The sequence below is a fragment of the Vibrio sp. Isolate32 genome (genome assembly GCF_022397955.1).
Classification (GTDB): domain Bacteria; phylum Pseudomonadota; class Gammaproteobacteria; order Enterobacterales; family Vibrionaceae; genus Vibrio.
In genome coordinates this window covers 13,672-30,769 of the sequence record NZ_JAKEUQ010000019.1, presented here as the reverse complement: position 1 = coordinate 30,769, position 17,098 = coordinate 13,672, and the positions used below count along the sequence as shown (strand labels likewise).

Here is a 17,098-nt window from a genome sequence, read left to right as displayed (position 1 = left end):
ATCATGTCATATTACTGGGTAAATCTTGGGGTCTCATACAAAGAAGTTCGAGACTACAAATTCCTTTGGGCTCCATCTCATTCATATACAAAAAGCGGTGAAAAAACTGTTAAAGCAGGATGGGGCCACGTTCCAAACATCAAGAAAGATGACGTTATCATTTGTCACGAGAACAAACGAATTATATACGTAGCTCAAGCTATGGCCGATGCCTACCCTGCACCTAGACCAGAAAGTCGAACCTACGATGAATGGAAGAAAGATGGCAATAAGGTAGACGTAAACCTTATTGTATTAGATCGCCCAGTTCCTACCGATGAATTTAAACATCACATCATTGAACGATTTAATGAGCAATGTGAGCCGAAGCTTTTCAATATTGAAGGCAATGCTACACAGAATTATATGGTAGCGATTCCAGAAGGAGTAGCCAGTATTGTTCTATCTAGCTTAGATAGCGTCAACTTAGATGAGTTAAAACAGCCCTCTAAAGCTAAGAGTGGATCTAAACGTAGAAAAAAACGTAAAGCTACAAAAGGTGGGGTTCGAAAAGCACGATCAAATGCTCGTATTGGTCAGGGAGCATTTCGTGATGAGGTGCTCGATATATGGAACGATACATGCCCGGTTACCAATGTTGCTATCCCTGAACTACTTATTGCCTCGCATATTGTATCTTGGGCTTTAAGTGATGACGAAGAAAAGATAGATGGCTACAACGGTCTGCCATTATCTCCAAATGCTGACAAACTATTCGACAAGGGACTAATTTCGTTCGCTGATGATGGTAAGTTGCTAGTTAGTTCCACTCTACCTATTGATACTCTTAATGCATTTGGTATCAATGAAAATACTGAAATAATAGGGCTCACGAGTGAGCATGCTTTCTATTTAAGTCGGCATAGAAAAATATACGGATTCTAATAAAAAGCTACACAGTACGGGGCGTTTTCAGCCAACTTGTTGTTAGAAAAATAAATGTATAGATTGTTTGCTCGATATGTTCCGACAACTTAATGGACTTTTTGCATTGCATATTTGATAACGTCTACACAGGTACTTAATATCAACAAGTTTGACACACTTCGGGCCAATAACATTTTAGCTTTAACGTCTCGGCTCTAACAGTCGAAGAAGATAAAGTGAGAGTTGTGGGTAGAGTTACTTTGGTTATGGAGAAGAAGTAGATGGATATAATCGATATCCTCCAACTCAGAAAGGAACATGTAGACAGACTTTCAAGCACTAGCGGTTCGCAAGGTGAAAACTTAGCGATTCAAAAAAAACAACAGTGGATTGAGAGGCCAAAAGCAAAAGAGCTTAATAATTTACTCAGTTTGCTCTCTGATTGCGGCATTAATATTAAACGGACCAGTTTTGATGCGATAGAGCTACCTGAAGGCGTTTCCATTAATTTTAATTGTTTAGATTCGATTAAAGCTAACCTGGCTCTGATGAATTTCATTGAGATAAAAACGACAAACAAAGAGTCAGTTAAAGAGGATTTTACAGGCTATTTTTTTGCTTTTACTGAAGGTGAACTTCACGCAGCTGAACAACTAGGAGAGCGCCACAAGGTCGCGCTGGTAAACAAAAGGACAGAGAACATCGTGATGTCATCTATCCCCGAGTTATTAGCAAGAGCTAAGTCAATGAATTGGCAAGTTTCAGTTCAGCTATAACATGTCTTTCCTGTAAGTTCAGGCCACACAAAAGGCGTGGCCCAAAACACTACCATTTCGCTTAGGTACGCCCAAAACTGGCGAAAAGGTTACAGTGGTTTGTTAGTTGTTGCACGAATGCTTCAACACTTGTTGCACCACTCAAATTTCGATAGTTACCAGAACTTGAGTTTTCGCTTGAAGCTGCCATAACCGCCGCCGCATCATAAATGCGTCTAGCCATAAGTTTACGACACAAAATTTCATAACGTTCTAGATAAGAAACACCAGCAGCTTGCGGATATTTGCCATTTACTGGTTGGTAGTGTGTATCCCTACTATTTTCATCAGCTAAGAACCCCGGCATCACAGGGAAATGATCCATACTGATTCGAGCAGAACGCCTCGTAGTTTCTGAATCTTCAACTAAAATAAGATACCCCATAAATGGGCGTACGCCTGGTAAGAATGCGTTTTCTTCGATAGCGGTGCTAAGGTCTAATCCACTCCCCAGAACCTCTTCTGTACGGTTATTAAAGTTATTACCGATTGATCCTACTTGCGATTTCAACTCAACAGCTGCGACTAAATAACCGTTGGAAGTTACAACAATATCCCATGACTTATGAGGCCTGAAGTAGCCAGGCAATTGGGAGGTATTTTTCCCTGTGTGGATTTGAAAATCTTCAAGATTCGAAGACTCAACAACTTGGCTGATTAGAGCAATAAATCCATCTAGCGTTTTTCCACCTAATACTCCAGTGCCACCATTTCTTACTGCCCAAAAGTTTCTAACAGCACTTTTTACTAATTCATTCATTTATTAACCTAGCAACTGTCTTTCTTGTTTATTTAAATTATATAGTTTGGATGTTAAGAGAATCGATTTCTCAATGTCATTATTTATAGCCACCTCTGAAAGAGCTGTAGCCAAATCAGAGTCAACATCTTCCCACCGTGGTAAGCAAATTCGTCTTAAATGTTGAGCTTGAAACCTCAAATTACCCCCGGCGACTTTCGTTGAGTAGTTCTCAACGAAAAGCTGTCCGATCCCCGATATTAGAACACCTTGTAAAGCTCTCAAATTCCAATTAGATGAGCAGATATAATAAATGGAATTATTTGGGTGATACTGACCAGAGTCATATACAGTGGTCAACTTAGACTTGATATCAGGTATCAAAAGCTTCTCTTGGGTCGCACGCTCTGGATAAACCCGGTCAATGGTCTTAAACCAATGGTGTGGTGATTTCTTAGCAACATGTCGTTTTTGTAAAACTTCTTGAAACTGAGTTAAATATTTTTCGAGCATTGGAAAGTGTTTCAGTTCGACTACACCATTATTATCATAAGTGTTCACGATAAACTTCCCTGAGGGAATCAGTGTGCCTGTGCGAATGTCAGTTGCAGTAACCAAAGGTACTTTACGGCTTGGTTCTAGCACCGCATCATCGCCAACTATGTAAACTTTATTATTACCCGTTGCAGCCCCAATGTAGACCTTGCAACCGACATCTTCCATTGTAGGGAAGTCTTTCTCTAATCTTTTAATTAGATTTAGTTCGTCTGCACACCCAAACAACCAAGGCTTCTCATCATCGATAATGTCCTTCCTTTCAGTTAGTTTATTTGAGCACTTTTCTTGACCTGTAAGTATTGAATAAACTGTATCTGAAAGATCCGAATCTATCTCTGGGTTATGCAGTATTTTTGTTGAGTTATGTTTCTGTCTTGAGAACTGAGTAATTGCAGGGTACGTTAAAACATCAGATTGAAATGCTGATTGGCCATAAAGATCTACGTATAGGTCGAGTTGATAGCTAGCTGATATAAAACCGCGTAATGAAGAACCGTAACTATTCTTAGTCCATCTGTCCGTACAAATAAAAGACAACACCCCCTTTGCCTCGAGTAGCTCCAGGCATTTCTGATAAAACGCTATGTATAAATCTGCACGTTCTTTCATTGTGTGGTAGCGAGAGCGATACGCAGAGAGTAAAGGGGATGGGATGTTCTCGATTCGAACGTATGGTGGATTACCAATTGCATGACTGAAGCACGTAGAGAAATCAGTTAATAAGAAATCGCCATGATAAAACCAGCTTTCAACAATTAAGTCAGCCTCATCAGCTGTTAGAGATTGCATTAATACTTCACTGGTTCTCTGCTTAGCAATCAAAATATTTTCAGCGGAAATATCGAAAGCCTGAACAAGACTTTTAATAAAGTCTATAGAATAGCGTTCTTGGTTATCTGCTAAATTTGCAACCAGAAGCTTAGCAATCGCTACAACAAATTCACCCTGCCCGCATGACGGCTCTAGTATACGAGTGTTCTTCGAGTTGAGGGCATCAGCAATACCTGAGGTTTTTAGCATGAAACTAACAATTTGGGGGTTGGTAAAAACCTCGCCTTTTTCTTGATCTGAGGCGCCCCAATTTAAGGAGTCTAAATGATTTTCAATCTCTGGAAAGGCTAATTGCATGTTTTGGTCGGTAATATGAAATTTTAAGTAATGCTACCAGAAATGCGAACAATTTTCTCTCCTTAAATATTCTTAAGAAAAGCAACCGAAAACTATATAACTCATTGTTTAAATTAATAAATTGTTCATATTATCTATCATGGACATTTCTTTGTGTTGTATTTAAAACAATCCGAACACATTGTTTTTCCCATCTTGTTCAAGGCCTTTAATCTGGTGGTGCTTTGGCTCCCCACCAAACAACAAAATGTACAACTTCTGGTCTTGATACGTACCCACTACATAGTGGTCTTTTTGTATCACATATTCGATAGTTTCGGCTTCCTCATCAGTGCACAGATACTTAATATCGACCAGCTTTACCCATTTCAAACCCACTACGTTCTCTGCTTCTATAAACCCACCAAATGGCGCCGTAAAGCGATTGCCTAGCTTCAACAGCGCATCAATCACCCCTTGGTTCTTCTTACTTACCCCAATTGGACCATCACTGTTGATTTTGAAGTGACTGTAACCAGCAGTCACATGAATTGATTGGTACATAGCAAAAACCTATTAGCTTTCTTAGCACTTTGAGAAAGGTATCTAACCTGTGCTTTTTGTCCGATATAAAACATTGTTCTCCGTTTCAGCTCGACTTATACTGTTTTTATATACAGTTATTTTAGGCTTTATTATGTCTATCCGCAATTTAAAAGATGGCTCTACCAAACCTTGGATCTGCGAATGTTACCCAAACGGGCGAGCGGGAAAGCGTGTTCGTAAGAAATTTGCGACTAAAGGCGAAGCCAAGGCTTTTGAGCTTCATACGATGAAGGAAGTTGACGATAAGCCATGGATGGGAGACAAACCAGATCACCGTAGGCTGTCTCAACTTATTGAGCTCTGGTACCAACTACATGGTGTAAACACCAAATCAGGGCTTAGGGCGAAGCGAAGAATGGAAATCGTATGTGAAGCTTTAAATGACCCTATCGCGAATCAGCTCAATGAACGAATGCTTGCTCACTACCGCGCAAAGCGCCTCTATAACGGTCGTAACAAAGAGAAGCGCGCTACAAATCAACCTATCTCTATAGCCACACATAACCATGATCTCATCTGGCTCAAAAGTATGTTTAGCGAACTTATTCGCTTGAAGGAGTGGAAGGGCCTAAACCCAATTGCTGATCTCCGAAAACTTAAAACCTCAGAGCCAGAATTAGCGTTTCTAACCGTCGATGAGATCAATCACCTACTTGATGAAGTAAAAGAGAGTCCGATGAGTGAAGAACTCACAGCCATAATAAAACTGTGCCTAGCAACAGGGGCAAGGATTCGAGAAGCTATCGAGATAAAAGGATCTCAACTCTCTAAATTCAAAGTGACCTTTATCAACACCAAGGGAAAAAGAAATAGGACGGTGCCTATATCAGAAGAGCTTTATCATCTGATTCACAAAGATACATCAGGCCGCCTATTTGGCTGTGCATATAGCACTGTCTACAAATGGCTTACTCGAGCGTTGCCTAATTTACCCAATGGGCAAGGAACTCATGTTTTACGCCATACCTTTGCGAGTCATTTTATGATGAATGGAGGGAACATTTTGGTGTTGCAAAACATTTTAGGTCACACCGATATTTCAATGACGATGCGTTACTCACATTTTGCACCGAGCCACCTGAGCGATGCTATTCACTTTAATCCTCTGAATTCTTTGCCGCCAAAAAGTGGCGACAAAGTGGCGACAGAGAATGTTATTTAGCGTTAAAAAGAGCTTCCAAACGTTTTTAGCCTATAGCATTTCCTTCGCTACTAAATGCAGCAGAAACGTTTCCCGCTCAATGCTCATGCCCTTTTTAGGGCTCTCGGCCATGGTCTTCTCGTTATGAGCGATTGCCTCATGAATGTTAATCCACACCGGTTTCATTCCGTTTTTCACTTCATAGTCTTCGTAAGCCGTTTCACCAAGCTCGCGATCAATTTTGCATGAGTAGCAGTAAGAAATCATGTGCATCATATCCGCATTGTCTTTATACCAAGGGCGAAACTCTTCAAAAATACCGAACTGCTTGATGCTATGGATATTCTTAGCGCCGGTCTCTTCTTCTAGCTCACGAACCATGCCTGCGATCACATCTTCCCCTTCATCCAAACCACCACCGGGAATGGTGTAGTCGTGGTAACGCTCTGTATAAAGCATCAGAATATCTTCCCCATCTAACACAATGGCACGGGCAGCGTTACGCTTATAGACCGTTTTATTGTCTAGATGGTCGATATCAGGGTGGATGGTTGTTTTTAGGTGTCTCATGATTGTGACTGCTCTACTGAATTTGGCGGCATCATATCATAATCATCAATAGATTCGAGGTTCACAATCGTCAACAACAAGAACTTATCGGACGGGGATATTCCAACGGTAACTCGAATCCACTTAGCTTGATCTAACACTCAAAAAGTAGTTAAACATGGAGAAATATCAACCTATTTCAATATCTTGACCAAATTAGGACAACCTTTTCTGAAATCTAAAATATACTCATTTCATAGAGCTTCTCATTTGGTTCTGTAGAACTTAACGCATTCGATTATAGAGTTATCACGTAGGAGATAGACATGAAGAAAATTGGTTTGATGGCTGTATGTGCCGTTGTATTAGGCGGTTGTGCAAACGACTATGCAGAATATAGCGAAGGCCAACGTGTTTCAGTCGCTAACCCAGCAGCGGTTTATTGTGTTCAACAGGACGGTGAATTAGACACGGTTACTGAAAACAATCAACGTACAACTTACTGTGTATTCGATGACGGTGAGCGCGTTGAACAATGGGAATATTACCGCAATAATCATGTTCAAAAAGAAGAAAACTAGCCAATGACATTACGTAAGCTGCCTACTATTAAACGGCATTTTACCGTGTATACACATCAATTTTATACACACAACAACTTTTGGTTATCGACATGTCGCTAATTTTAGCGCTCTTTCACTACCTACCGCCACCAGCGATGCGTGTGATCCGATTCCGGATCTAAACAACGATTCAATAAAGTCAGGTTAGTATCTAGTAGAGCTAGGTATCCCCTGATTTTTTTTATGTCAGTACCCACTGACGTCTTCTGGATACAGCTCTCCAATACTGGGAGTAAACTGTCTACAATTTCAAAGTTTGATGAACGCCCGACGAGTTCCTTTGCCGTTATCAGTGCTTCCAAAGACAGCCTTTCTGGCTCCCGCCTAACCAACTCCAAATCTCGAAATACGCCCGCACAAACACCTTCAAGATAAACTCGGTAGGTCGTCACTACATCCATCAATAAAAACAACCGCCCTTGAGCACTTTGATGAGGGTATGGTGCCGCAACATGATCCTCTAACTGGCACTCTATCTGTAAATCTACTCCAAGTGCTGAACACTTCTCGACGAGAACTTTAAGCAAACCTTGCTCGTCCATGAGCGATTGAATCTCGAATATACGTTGTAAATGGTAGTCATTAGAAACGAATGTCACCTGCACACTCTGTCCACGAGTAAACAGCCCGCTTGCAATCATCTCTGAAGCCAAGTTCTGAATGTTTTCGACAGTGTTAGTCGAATGCTGTTCAAGTAAAATAGCCCCTAAGGAAAACGGATGTTCTCGCTGATTTTCGAGCTTTCTAAAATACTGATGCATTGCGTCCGCTTCAGAGAGAGTTTGGCCTTTTGTTACCCCACCACAAAATGCAACGGCGGTTTGCTGGTTCGACTCTTCGACCAAAGGCTCCGCAAGATACTCAACCAAAGCATCAACTCGACTGATTCCTTCATCAGTCAATTTATTCTCATTAAGTCGCTTACCCAGCACAATAAGGAGGTGATTAATGCTCATTTTATGTTCAAGTCTCGTTTTGGAGGTTAGATGGAGTGAATTATGTATACAATACTTGTCAACAAAAGTAATTTGAAATTCTTATATGTTGCTCGCAATAATGCTCACTATTGATAGCGGCATCTAAGATCATACAAGAATAGACGTGTCGCTTTAAAGCAAACATAGCACGCTCTTGTATTTCATCGCTCTATGCTTGTTAGCACAGGTCGATAAAAGAGCCGTTTCAATCAATGAATAAGCTTAATCTAGAATAGGATCACTCAAAGAGGTGAAACTAACTAAATACAAATTTTACACAGAGTTCGTTCATCGAACCGTCTTCACAGGAAGTTACTATGCTGTCTATTTTTGATATCTACAAAATTGGGGTTGGGCCGTCCAGCTCCCACACAAATGGACCAATGATCGCTGGGTTTAACTTTACCCAAAAAATTGATGCTCAGCTTAAACAAGTAAAGCGCATTCAAATCGACTTATACGGCTCGTTATCATTGACGGGTATTGGCCACCACACAGACAGAGCGACCTTGTTAGGCCTGCTTGGTAACCGCCCCGACACCATTAAAATTACCAGTGCTAACCAAGCAATGCTTAGGGCGATTGAAAACAAGTCTCTATTGGTGAGCGGTAGCCATGAAATTCATTTCGATGTAGAAAGTGATCTGCTCTTCCACAAAACGAACCTTCCACTGCATGAGAATGGCATGACTATCTCAGCCTTTGATATAAGTGGCACTCTTCTGGATATGGAAACCTACTACTCGATTGGTGGTGGCTTTATCGCAACCGCTGATGAACTACAAAATGGGAAGCAGGAAGCAGAAACACAAGTTGAGTTCCCCTTCTCTTCTGCTGACCAGTTACTTGAACTATCAGAGCAACAAGGGCTTAGCCTTGGTGGTTTAATCCTGCGCAACGAAGTTTCATTCCAAGATATGGATGTAATTGACCAGAAAGCCGACCAAATCTGGAAGGTGATGTCTCTGTGTATGCAACGTGGCTTTGACACTGAGGGCATTCTTGATGGCGGCCTAGAAGTAACGCGTCGAGCTCCTGCGCTTTTGAAAAAGCTGGAAGCGAATGCCTCGATTGAAAACGATCCAATGGAGATCATGGATTGGATTAACCTATTTGCCTTTGCAGTAAGTGAAGAGAACGCGGCAGGTGGTCAAGTAGTGACATCACCAACTAACGGTGCTGCTGGCGTTATTCCTGCAGTATTAATGTACTACCATCGTTTCATCAAAGAGCTAGACACTAAGCAGCTTAAAGACTTCTTGGCAGTCTCTGGCGCTATCGGCATCTTATACAAAACCAATGCTTCGATTTCTGGCGCAGAGGTTGGTTGTCAGGGTGAAGTTGGCGTATCTTCTTCAATGGCAGCAGCAGGCCTTACTGCCCTGCGAGGCGGTAGCAACGAGCAAATATGTATTGCCGCTGAGATTGCTATGGAACACTCACTGGGCATGACGTGTGACCCGATCGGTGGCCTTGTACAAGTACCATGTATTGAACGTAATGCTATGGGTGCAATCAAAGCGATCAATGCATCACGCATGGCGTTGAAACGTACCAGCAAGTGCCTTATCTCGTTAGACAAGGTTATCGAGACCATGTATCAAACCGGTAAAGATATGAGCAAGAAGTACCGTGAAACTTCTCTAGGCGGCCTAGCCGTAATCCACATGGCACCACCTTGTGAATAACAGACAGGAACACGAGTGGTGAAAACACCTATTACTTAAGGTGCTTAGAACGTACATTGTAGCGATTTTTACCAATACGAACGGTCCTAGCTTTGGGCCGTTTTTGTTTTTCTGACAAAATATAACGTTTCACATACTCTCTCATGGCTCGCAGTTATTCGGGATTGATCCCGAGGAGGCGATAGCACACCACATTAGTTCATATTGAATGTCACGAAGTGCTATCATAAAATTGATGTTGAGTGGTGACACATTGGCTTCTTTTGCTATCCGACTAATCTCAAGACGTACTAGATTATAGGCAATCAGAATGTCCGATATTTCTTGCTCAACACTCTCCACCGACTGGCTCCTGAGTAGAATCTCATCTTCAAACCCTACCCTGCAGAATTTGAAAGTAGATGCTGCTTAACCACGCAGAAGGTAGAGTTCGAGAAATAGGACAGCAACTCAAAGATGCTGGCATTACCCAAAGCATACCTTTACATCGGGTGAGCATACTCAAATCTATAATCAACAACCCGGCGTGCACTGCGAAGTAAACACTTAGAATTCTGCGCCTTGGACCTAGTTCTAGCCAATGACATTACTTGCGAACAACTACATGTAAAACTCCAAAAGATTGACGCTGAGTTTGGCCAGAAAAACAACGTTGGTCTGGAGTTATATTCTGGTGTTCGATTCATATTAACACGTGTGGCTTTAGGTGGAGCTAAGTGACACTAAAATGTCAAATTGACACGACAAAAATAAAAGTCAATTTGACTGTTTTTATCTATAAATTAATTTAAATAACTGATAAATAAAACTTTAAATATTGAATCGCTAATTGCTATTACTAAATATCAAAAGAAATTAATAGTAACTAGGAATTCAATATGAAGACGATGACTCAACGCTTTCAAACTCTACTTTCTGTATGTAACTTCAGCCTCGGGATTACCACCTTGCTTATGATACTCAGTATTATCATCGCTTACCCTATGGCGAATCACTTCTCATTGCCGATTCAGATTGTGGCACATATTAGCACCATCATCGTGGCAGCCTTCGTTAAAATCAGTTATGTCGGTCGCTGTCTTGCACAATACAACCTTGGAATGGAAGTACGTTAAAGACCGCTAGGCTACCCCTAGAGTTCAACGTACGAAAGCTCAACGCTCTTGTTGAGCTTTTAACTAGATACCCGCTAGACAATATCAAGGCTACTAAACAGATCGTAGAGCTGGTGAGATTTATAAGGCTTTGGTAAATAGGCATTCATGCCCGCATCAAAGCAATCTTTAATGTCTTCTTCTAGCACACTCGCCGTTAAGGCAATAATAGGAAGTGGCGTAGTTTGCTGGTTAAGCTCCCACTCTCGAATGGCTCTGGTGGCGGTAATGCCATCCATTACAGGCATCATGCAATCCATTAGAACGGCATCGAACTGAGCGCCCTGAGTTACCACATCAACGGCTTCTTGCCCGTTACTGGCGATTAAATACTCATAACCGGCTTGTTCGAGGAAGAAGCTCGCTATTTTCTGGTTCATCAGGTTATCTTCAACGATTAAAATACGTCGATTCAAAGAACGAACTTCTTCTTTTTCTGACTCTTCCTCAACTACCGGTTCTTCATTCGTATCCAATGACAATAGACTGTTCAAGAAGCGACGTCCCAAGAAAGGCAGAGTATGAATGGAATGAACAGATTCTGTAATTTGGTTGGTTTTAAACAAGTGGTGCTGACAAACAATCACACGTTCTAAGGGATAGCGGTCTTTCAAAGCCGCTAAATCACTCTGAAGGGAATGATGCAAAGTATGGCAATAAAGAACAAAGTCGCTCCCTTTAAGATCTTCATCTAGTGAGGATAGTGATGACACCACCTTCGGCTGTATATTCAGACGCTCACACTCTTTAACGAGTTGATCTAGGTAATTAAAAGAATTCGATACAATCGTCGCGTTCCCTAAGTTCTCAAAGCTTTGAACCTGTACTTCTACCACATCGACATACAAACAAAACGTAAAGGTCGAGCCCTCTCCTTTAACCGAACGAGCGGTAATGTACCCGTCCATCAAGTCCACAAGCTGTCGACAAATAGCCAACCCAAGCCCTGTACCTCCAAACTGACGCGTAATACTGCCATCTTCTTGCGTAAAAGGCTCAAAGATGGATGCTAGCTTCTCTGGCTCTATACCAATGCCCGTATCAGAGACACTGCATTCAAGTTTTCCCCTGCCCATAGACACTGGCGTATACGCGATATCCGTTGTGATGGTGCCCTTTGAGGTAAACTTAATAGCATTAGATAATAGATTAGTCAGTACCTGCCTCACGCGGTACTCATCGAAAAGCAATTGTCGCGGCGTTTTAGAATCGATATTGATGTCGAGCTCGATATCCTTACTTATCGCTTTAGATAAAATCACACTTACTGAGTCGTATACCGCCTCTCTCAGATCTGCATTATGTAGCGATAGCACTAAGTTGCGAGACTCGATTTTGGACAGGTCAAGAATGTCATTCAGCAGAACCAGCAATGAGTGAGAAGACGATTCGATATCTCCTAACACTTCTTGTTGATTCACGCTCAGTTGGCTTTGAGATAAAATCTCAACCATCCCAATAATCCCGTTGAGTGGCGTTCGTATCTCATGGGACATATTCGCTAAGAATGCGCTCTTGGCCTTGTTAGCCGAAATCGCATCTTCTTTTGCTTCTACTAGCTCTTTGTTATGTTGATAGTTGCGCTCCATCACTCGATTTAGAGTTTCAGTTAACTCGGCAAGCTCATCGTTCCCTTTAATATGAATTGCCTTTGGCTTGCCGTTGCTATGTGCGTATTCAGAGACTCCTTTCAAGATAATCGAAAGGTTTCTATTTAGGTGAAGAAGCGTCGCTACACCTAGCCATAAAAAAACACCAAATACAGTAAGAATCAGAACTGTCATGATCAAGGTTTGTCTTTTTTGCAGCGTAATATTTCTCGTCAGGTTAAACTGTAATTGCTTGGCATAAGCACCAACCGCATTTGAAATCGCCAGTTTCTTTTGTTCTGAGCCTTGCACGTGGTCATATATTTCAGGTGACGAAAAATCTCTTTTAAGGACTTGAGCTGTAAAGCGGTTTTGAAATTCATCTTTTAAAACTGTACTTAATAACTTTCTAATTTCAGGCAAGCGGCTCCCTGACCGGACAAGCCTATCTAATAACTGCTGCTGCCTTTCTAACGTACCAACATAACTCAATGAATATTGCTCTATCAGCTCTGGGGAACGATACAAGAGGTAACTCAACCACGCTTCTCGCTGAGTCCAGAACACATAGTGAGTAAGGTTTATAAACATCACATCAACTTGACCGATATTTTCATCCACTATGTTAGAGCGATATTCAGATAGCTCCATTAACACTTCTTTCAATAAATCAAAGGCCTGCTCTGTTAGCTGTGTGTTGTTGTCAGTAATCAATGTTGCGGTGTTATTAATATTTGAGGTCGCACTAGCTAAGTTAGCTAAAACCTCCTTAAGCTCAACCAATTGTGACTCAGCACTCCAATTGTCTAGCTGTTGCAGTCGTTCCTCGTACTGAGCGAGCCTATCCAATTCCCCATTCAGCTTTAAAAGCAGCTGACCTCTCTCAAGGGAGTCGTTAGACAAGACTAACCATCGATAAGCATCACTTGAAACCGTGTTAAAAGATTGAAGTGCTTCAACCTTAATTCGTGTAGTTTCAAGATTCTTCATCTTCGTATCGTTCTTGTTCACCTGGTTGACTGTAAACCCAAACATGATGATTACAGACACAGTGGTAAGAAGAATTAGACGCCATCTAATTGACATATTTATCATTTTTATAACTACTCCCTTCCCGAAAGTAATTTAACCTAGCCCAAGTAAAGAATAGGACATTAACAGCGGTTATTGATCAAATTGGATATGAACAAATGATACTCTGAGTCCAGAAAGGCAAATAATGTGCAGTGTACAAAGCAAACGCTGATGTCAGAATAGCAAATTAATGAAACGTTTCATTTCGGAGAAAGAGTTATTATCGCTCGCATAACAAGTAAAGAAGTCACGCTGTCAGGTCAGAAAGGAAGCAAGTCACGGTGCTAGGTACGAACAAATTACTAAATTAAGGTTCAATTTGTGAGATCCAATCGTTTGCGCTCTGCGTTTTTTTCACGCAACGATGGCTTATATCAAGGTCAAACAACAAAACAGACTGATTGGCTTGTTTATTGTTTACCATTTGCGTGTAACTTGCATTGATGATCACAGATTTACTGAACACTATAACTTTAATTACATATCATATTTTGATTTAAGTATTTTTTGGCGGAAATTAAGTGCTACAGATTGTTAAAGTCAATAGCCTTTACTTACGCATAAAACTTGATTTATGACTAATATCACACCAAGTTATAGATAATTTGTCTGCATTTATTTTTCCTAGCAGAATAACCAGTCGTACCTTACAATCCTGCCACATCAAAATCACAAGTTACAAGTTACACACAACGCATATCAAGCACATTTAAGTGGCATGAAAGACCACCGCTTGATAGCTCAACCCCCTATGCTGATTGGCTTCCCTACAATCGCCATGACTGCAGAACTTAACGTGAAAGGTCCCGAGTAAAGATGAGTCCCGAAAAGCACCTCCTAGACTGGCAAACTAGTCAAACTATTGCTGAATCCATCGCTCCAACTTTAGGTCAGTTATACCGTCAAAAAGGCATAGAAGTTATCCTCTTTGGTAAGACCTTAGTTAACGCGACAACTATCGACATCATCAAAGCTCACCGCGTCGCAAAACGCTACACAGGCTCACCGCTAACCACAGAACAAACTCAACCAATTATCCAACATCTTCTATCAATGCGCTTGTCACCTTGCCGCGTTGATGTTGGTCGTCTAGCAGCTCAGTACTGGGAAAACCACGAAGATCTCAGCGCGATTGATGATTTCCTTCAAACGGCTCTGATGGGTTCATTAGAAGGCGAAGCGATGACCACACCTCGCGACGTCGTATTATACGGTTTTGGTCGTATCGGTCGTCTGCTAACTCGTATTCTTGTAGAGAAAAGCGGCCCAGGTTACCCACTTCGTTTACGTGCAATCGTGGTTCGTGGTGGTAAAGACGGTGATTTAGAAAAACGTGCTAGCCTACTTCGTCGTGACTCTGTACACGGCCAATTCAATGGCAGCATTGTTGTAGACCAAGAACGCAAAGCAATCATCGTTAACGGTAACTTCATCCAAGTTATCTACGCAAACAAACCAGAAAACGTGGATTACACGGCTTACGGCATCGATAACGCACTGGTTGTTGATAACACAGGTGTGTGGCGCGACGCAGAAGGCCTAAGCCAACACGTAGCGTGTAACGGTGCAAGCAAAGTACTGCTTACTGCACCTGGCAAAGGTGACATCAAAAACGTTGTGTTCGGTGTAAATGAAGATGTGATTCAACCTGAAGACACCATCATCTCTGCGGCAAGCTGTACAACGAACGCGATTACACCAGTGTTGAAAGCAGTTCACGACAAGTTTGGCGTTCTGTCTGGTCATATCGAAACGGTTCACTCATTCACCAATGACCAAAACCTGATTGATAACTTCCACTCAGGTGACCGTCGTGGCCGCGCTGCTTCATTGAACATGGTACTGACATCGACTGGTGCAGCAAAAGCAGTATCAAAAGCGATGCCAGAAATGGAAGGTAAGCTAACAGGTAATGCGATTCGCGTACCTACGCCAAATGTTTCAATGGCAGTAGCAAACCTAAACCTTGAGAAAGGCACTAACAAAGAAGAGCTGAACACGTACCTACGTGAAATGGCACTATCTTCTGCCCTGTCCGCTCAAATTGATTACACAGACTCAACTGAAATTGTTTCTACAGACTTAGTTGGCTCTCGTCACCCTGGCGTTGTTGATGGTGTTGCTACGATCGCACAAGACAACCGCGCTGTTCTATACATTTGGTACGACAACGAGTTTGGCTACAGCTGCCAAGTTGTTCACTGTATGGAACAAATGATGGGCGTACGCTACAAAACTTACCCAGAGGTTTAATATCTCAGAGTAAAACAAGCTCCACAACATAATAACTATATCTGCGAAGCCTGTTTCAGGCTTCGCAACCCCTTTTGCTTTACTCCCCCGTATAAACAGAAGGGTTGCCGCTTAGATCTGCTCTCTCTAACGGATCTGAGTGGCCTTTTTATATCAGAAGTTCTGATACACAATCACTTCTAAAGCTCTACCTCAACATCAGACTGAATCGTGCTTGAACATGCCAGTACATAACCTTGCTCAATCTCTTCTGCTGTCAGAGTTTCTTGGCTGCTAGATTCCACCGAACCTTTGGTCACTTTGCATTTACATGAGCCACAAATACCGCTGCGACACGCGATAATGATCGGCACACCTGCTTGCTCTAGTGAATCAGCGAGCGGCGTACCCGCTTCTGCTTCCACTTCTTTGCCAAACGTTGGAATAAATACTTTGACTGCACTGTTCACATTGTCAGCAACTTCAGTTTCAGGCTCTTCTGAATGAGCGTTCTGAGTAGCCGGTGTAAAGCTTTCCTGATAGAAGTTATCCATGTTGAACTCAAGTTCTTTTAGATAGATTTCTATGTCTTGCATGAAACCAACTGGGCCACACAGATAGACGGTGCGATCTAAAATATCAGGACTTAGACTGACCAGCCAATTCTTATCCAATCGACCTTGAGAGGCCGTGGTGCCTTGATTGTCTTTGAGTAATAGCTTGAGATTAAAATTAGAGTGAGTTTCATCAAGTTGGTGAAGCTCTTCAAAATAAATCGTCTCTCGCTTATTACGCGCCATATGGATGAAGTCAATCTCAACGCCGCTATCTTGACTCAGCCAATACTTCACCATCGCCATAACAGGTGTGATACCGCAACCTGCACTGACTAATGTTACCTTCTTGCTCTCAGTCGGCATACAATCAATACAGTTAAAGCCACCAGCAGGTTTTAAAACAGCAACTTCATCGCCTTCATCAAGCTCATCGACAATAAAGTTAGACACCAAGCCACCTTCAACACGCTTAACCGTAAGCTTTAAGTGATTGTCCTCTGGACAAGAAGCCACCGAGTAAGCGCGATAATCGGTTTTTGTCGGCATATCCAAGCCCAACGTGATGAACTGGCCTGGCTTAAAATTGAAATGTAGGTCTTGTGGAATACTGCCAAGCTCGAAGCTGACCGTATCTGGCGTCTCGTGCCATTTCTTTAAGCATACTAAATTGATTGAATCGCTATCCGACCATGCATACATAGTTCACACACCTTACTGATACTAAAGAATTAAATCTAAAAAGCCCCGCAGCTGCACGTTCGAAGAGAACAGCAACAACGAGGC

14 protein-coding genes and 2 pseudogenes are annotated in these 17,098 nt (G+C 41.9%); 9 read left to right on the top strand and 7 right to left on the bottom strand.

Features of this window, described 5'->3' with window-relative positions; translation table 11 throughout:
* Positions 1-3: 3 nt before the first annotated feature.
* The 3 genes and pseudogenes from L1D11_RS14585 to L1D11_RS14575 all read left to right on the top strand — a co-directional run bounded on the left by L1D11_RS14585 (position 4) and on the right by L1D11_RS14575 (position 1,682).
* Positions 4-924, top strand: coding sequence for an HNH endonuclease signature motif containing protein (locus L1D11_RS14585; RefSeq protein ID WP_239833758.1), 921 nt, complete (start codon positions 4-6; stop codon positions 922-924).
* Positions 925-1,103: 179 nt separating this feature from the next.
* Positions 1,104-1,187, top strand: a pseudogene (locus L1D11_RS14580) (bacteriocin); the annotation flags it as partial.
* Positions 1,188-1,682 carry a hypothetical protein gene (locus L1D11_RS14575; protein WP_108092042.1) on the top strand — a complete coding sequence of 165 codons (495 nt, stop codon included), beginning with the start codon at positions 1,188-1,190 and terminating at the stop codon, positions 1,680-1,682. It abuts the pseudogene before it with no gap.
* A 61-nt stretch (positions 1,683-1,743) separates the two neighbouring features.
* Here the strand turns inward: L1D11_RS14575 and L1D11_RS14570 are convergent, their stop codons facing one another.
* The 3 genes from L1D11_RS14570 to L1D11_RS14560 all read right to left on the bottom strand — a co-directional run bounded on the left by L1D11_RS14570 (position 1,744) and on the right by L1D11_RS14560 (position 4,689).
* Positions 1,744-2,481, bottom strand: a complete 738-nt coding sequence (locus L1D11_RS14570) for a PaeR7I family type II restriction endonuclease (protein WP_239833759.1) — start codon at positions 2,479-2,481, stop codon at positions 1,744-1,746.
* 3 nt (positions 2,482-2,484) lie between these two features.
* A complete protein-coding gene (locus L1D11_RS14565) occupies positions 2,485-4,146 on the bottom strand; it encodes a TaqI-like C-terminal specificity domain-containing protein (RefSeq protein ID WP_239833760.1) in 1,662 nt (553 codons plus the stop codon).
* A gap of 162 nt (positions 4,147-4,308) precedes the next feature.
* Entirely contained in the window at positions 4,309-4,689 is a 381-nt protein-coding gene (locus L1D11_RS14560) for a hypothetical protein (RefSeq protein ID WP_102444965.1), read from the bottom strand.
* A 133-nt stretch (positions 4,690-4,822) separates the two neighbouring features.
* Between L1D11_RS14560 and L1D11_RS14555 the strand changes: the two genes are divergently transcribed.
* Positions 4,823-5,893 (top strand): tyrosine-type recombinase/integrase, encoded by a 1,071-nt coding sequence (locus L1D11_RS14555; protein ID WP_239833761.1) that lies wholly within the window; start codon positions 4,823-4,825, stop codon positions 5,891-5,893.
* Between the two features lie 30 nt (positions 5,894-5,923).
* Here L1D11_RS14555 and L1D11_RS14550 read toward each other — a convergent pair whose 3' ends face one another.
* Entirely contained in the window at positions 5,924-6,442 is a 519-nt protein-coding gene (locus L1D11_RS14550; RefSeq protein WP_239833762.1) for an NUDIX hydrolase, read from the bottom strand.
* A 305-nt stretch (positions 6,443-6,747) separates the two neighbouring features.
* Between L1D11_RS14550 and L1D11_RS14545 the strand changes: the two genes are divergently transcribed.
* Positions 6,748-7,002: a DUF333 domain-containing protein gene (locus L1D11_RS14545; protein WP_239833763.1), complete on the top strand. Its 255-nt coding sequence runs from the start codon at positions 6,748-6,750 to the stop codon at positions 7,000-7,002.
* A 122-nt stretch (positions 7,003-7,124) separates the two neighbouring features.
* Here the strand turns inward: L1D11_RS14545 and L1D11_RS14540 are convergent, their stop codons facing one another.
* Positions 7,125-8,000, bottom strand: a complete 876-nt coding sequence (locus L1D11_RS14540) for a YdcF family protein (protein ID WP_239833764.1) — start codon at positions 7,998-8,000, stop codon at positions 7,125-7,127.
* A 338-nt stretch (positions 8,001-8,338) separates the two neighbouring features.
* Here L1D11_RS14540 and L1D11_RS14535 point away from each other — a divergent pair, with 338 nt between their 5' ends.
* From L1D11_RS14535 to L1D11_RS14525, 3 genes and pseudogenes are all read left to right on the top strand, one after another.
* Positions 8,339-9,709, top strand: coding sequence for an L-serine ammonia-lyase (locus L1D11_RS14535; RefSeq protein ID WP_239833765.1), 1,371 nt, complete (start codon positions 8,339-8,341; stop codon positions 9,707-9,709).
* Positions 9,710-10,110: 401 nt separating this feature from the next.
* Positions 10,111-10,425 (top strand): annotated as a pseudogene (locus tag L1D11_RS14530) (hypothetical protein); the annotation flags it as partial.
* Between the two features lie 162 nt (positions 10,426-10,587).
* Positions 10,588-10,824: a hypothetical protein gene (locus L1D11_RS14525; RefSeq protein WP_239833716.1), complete on the top strand. Its 237-nt coding sequence runs from the start codon at positions 10,588-10,590 to the stop codon at positions 10,822-10,824.
* A gap of 74 nt (positions 10,825-10,898) precedes the next feature.
* Here the strand turns inward: L1D11_RS14525 and L1D11_RS14520 are convergent, their stop codons facing one another.
* The gene (locus tag L1D11_RS14520; protein WP_239833719.1) at positions 10,899-13,487 is read right to left on the bottom strand and encodes an ATP-binding protein; all 2,589 of its coding nucleotides are present in this window, start codon (positions 13,485-13,487) and stop codon (positions 10,899-10,901) included.
* A gap of 855 nt (positions 13,488-14,342) precedes the next feature.
* On the opposite strand from L1D11_RS14520, the gene L1D11_RS14515 reads away from it, so the two are divergent.
* On the top strand, positions 14,343-15,779 hold the full coding sequence (locus L1D11_RS14515; protein WP_239833715.1) for a glyceraldehyde-3-phosphate dehydrogenase: 1,437 nt from the start codon (positions 14,343-14,345) through the stop codon (positions 15,777-15,779).
* Positions 15,780-15,958: 179 nt separating this feature from the next.
* Here the strand turns inward: L1D11_RS14515 and L1D11_RS14510 are convergent, their stop codons facing one another.
* Positions 15,959-17,014: a hybrid-cluster NAD(P)-dependent oxidoreductase gene (locus L1D11_RS14510; RefSeq protein WP_239833714.1), complete on the bottom strand. Its 1,056-nt coding sequence runs from the start codon at positions 17,012-17,014 to the stop codon at positions 15,959-15,961.
* Positions 17,015-17,098: the final 84 nt, after the last annotated feature.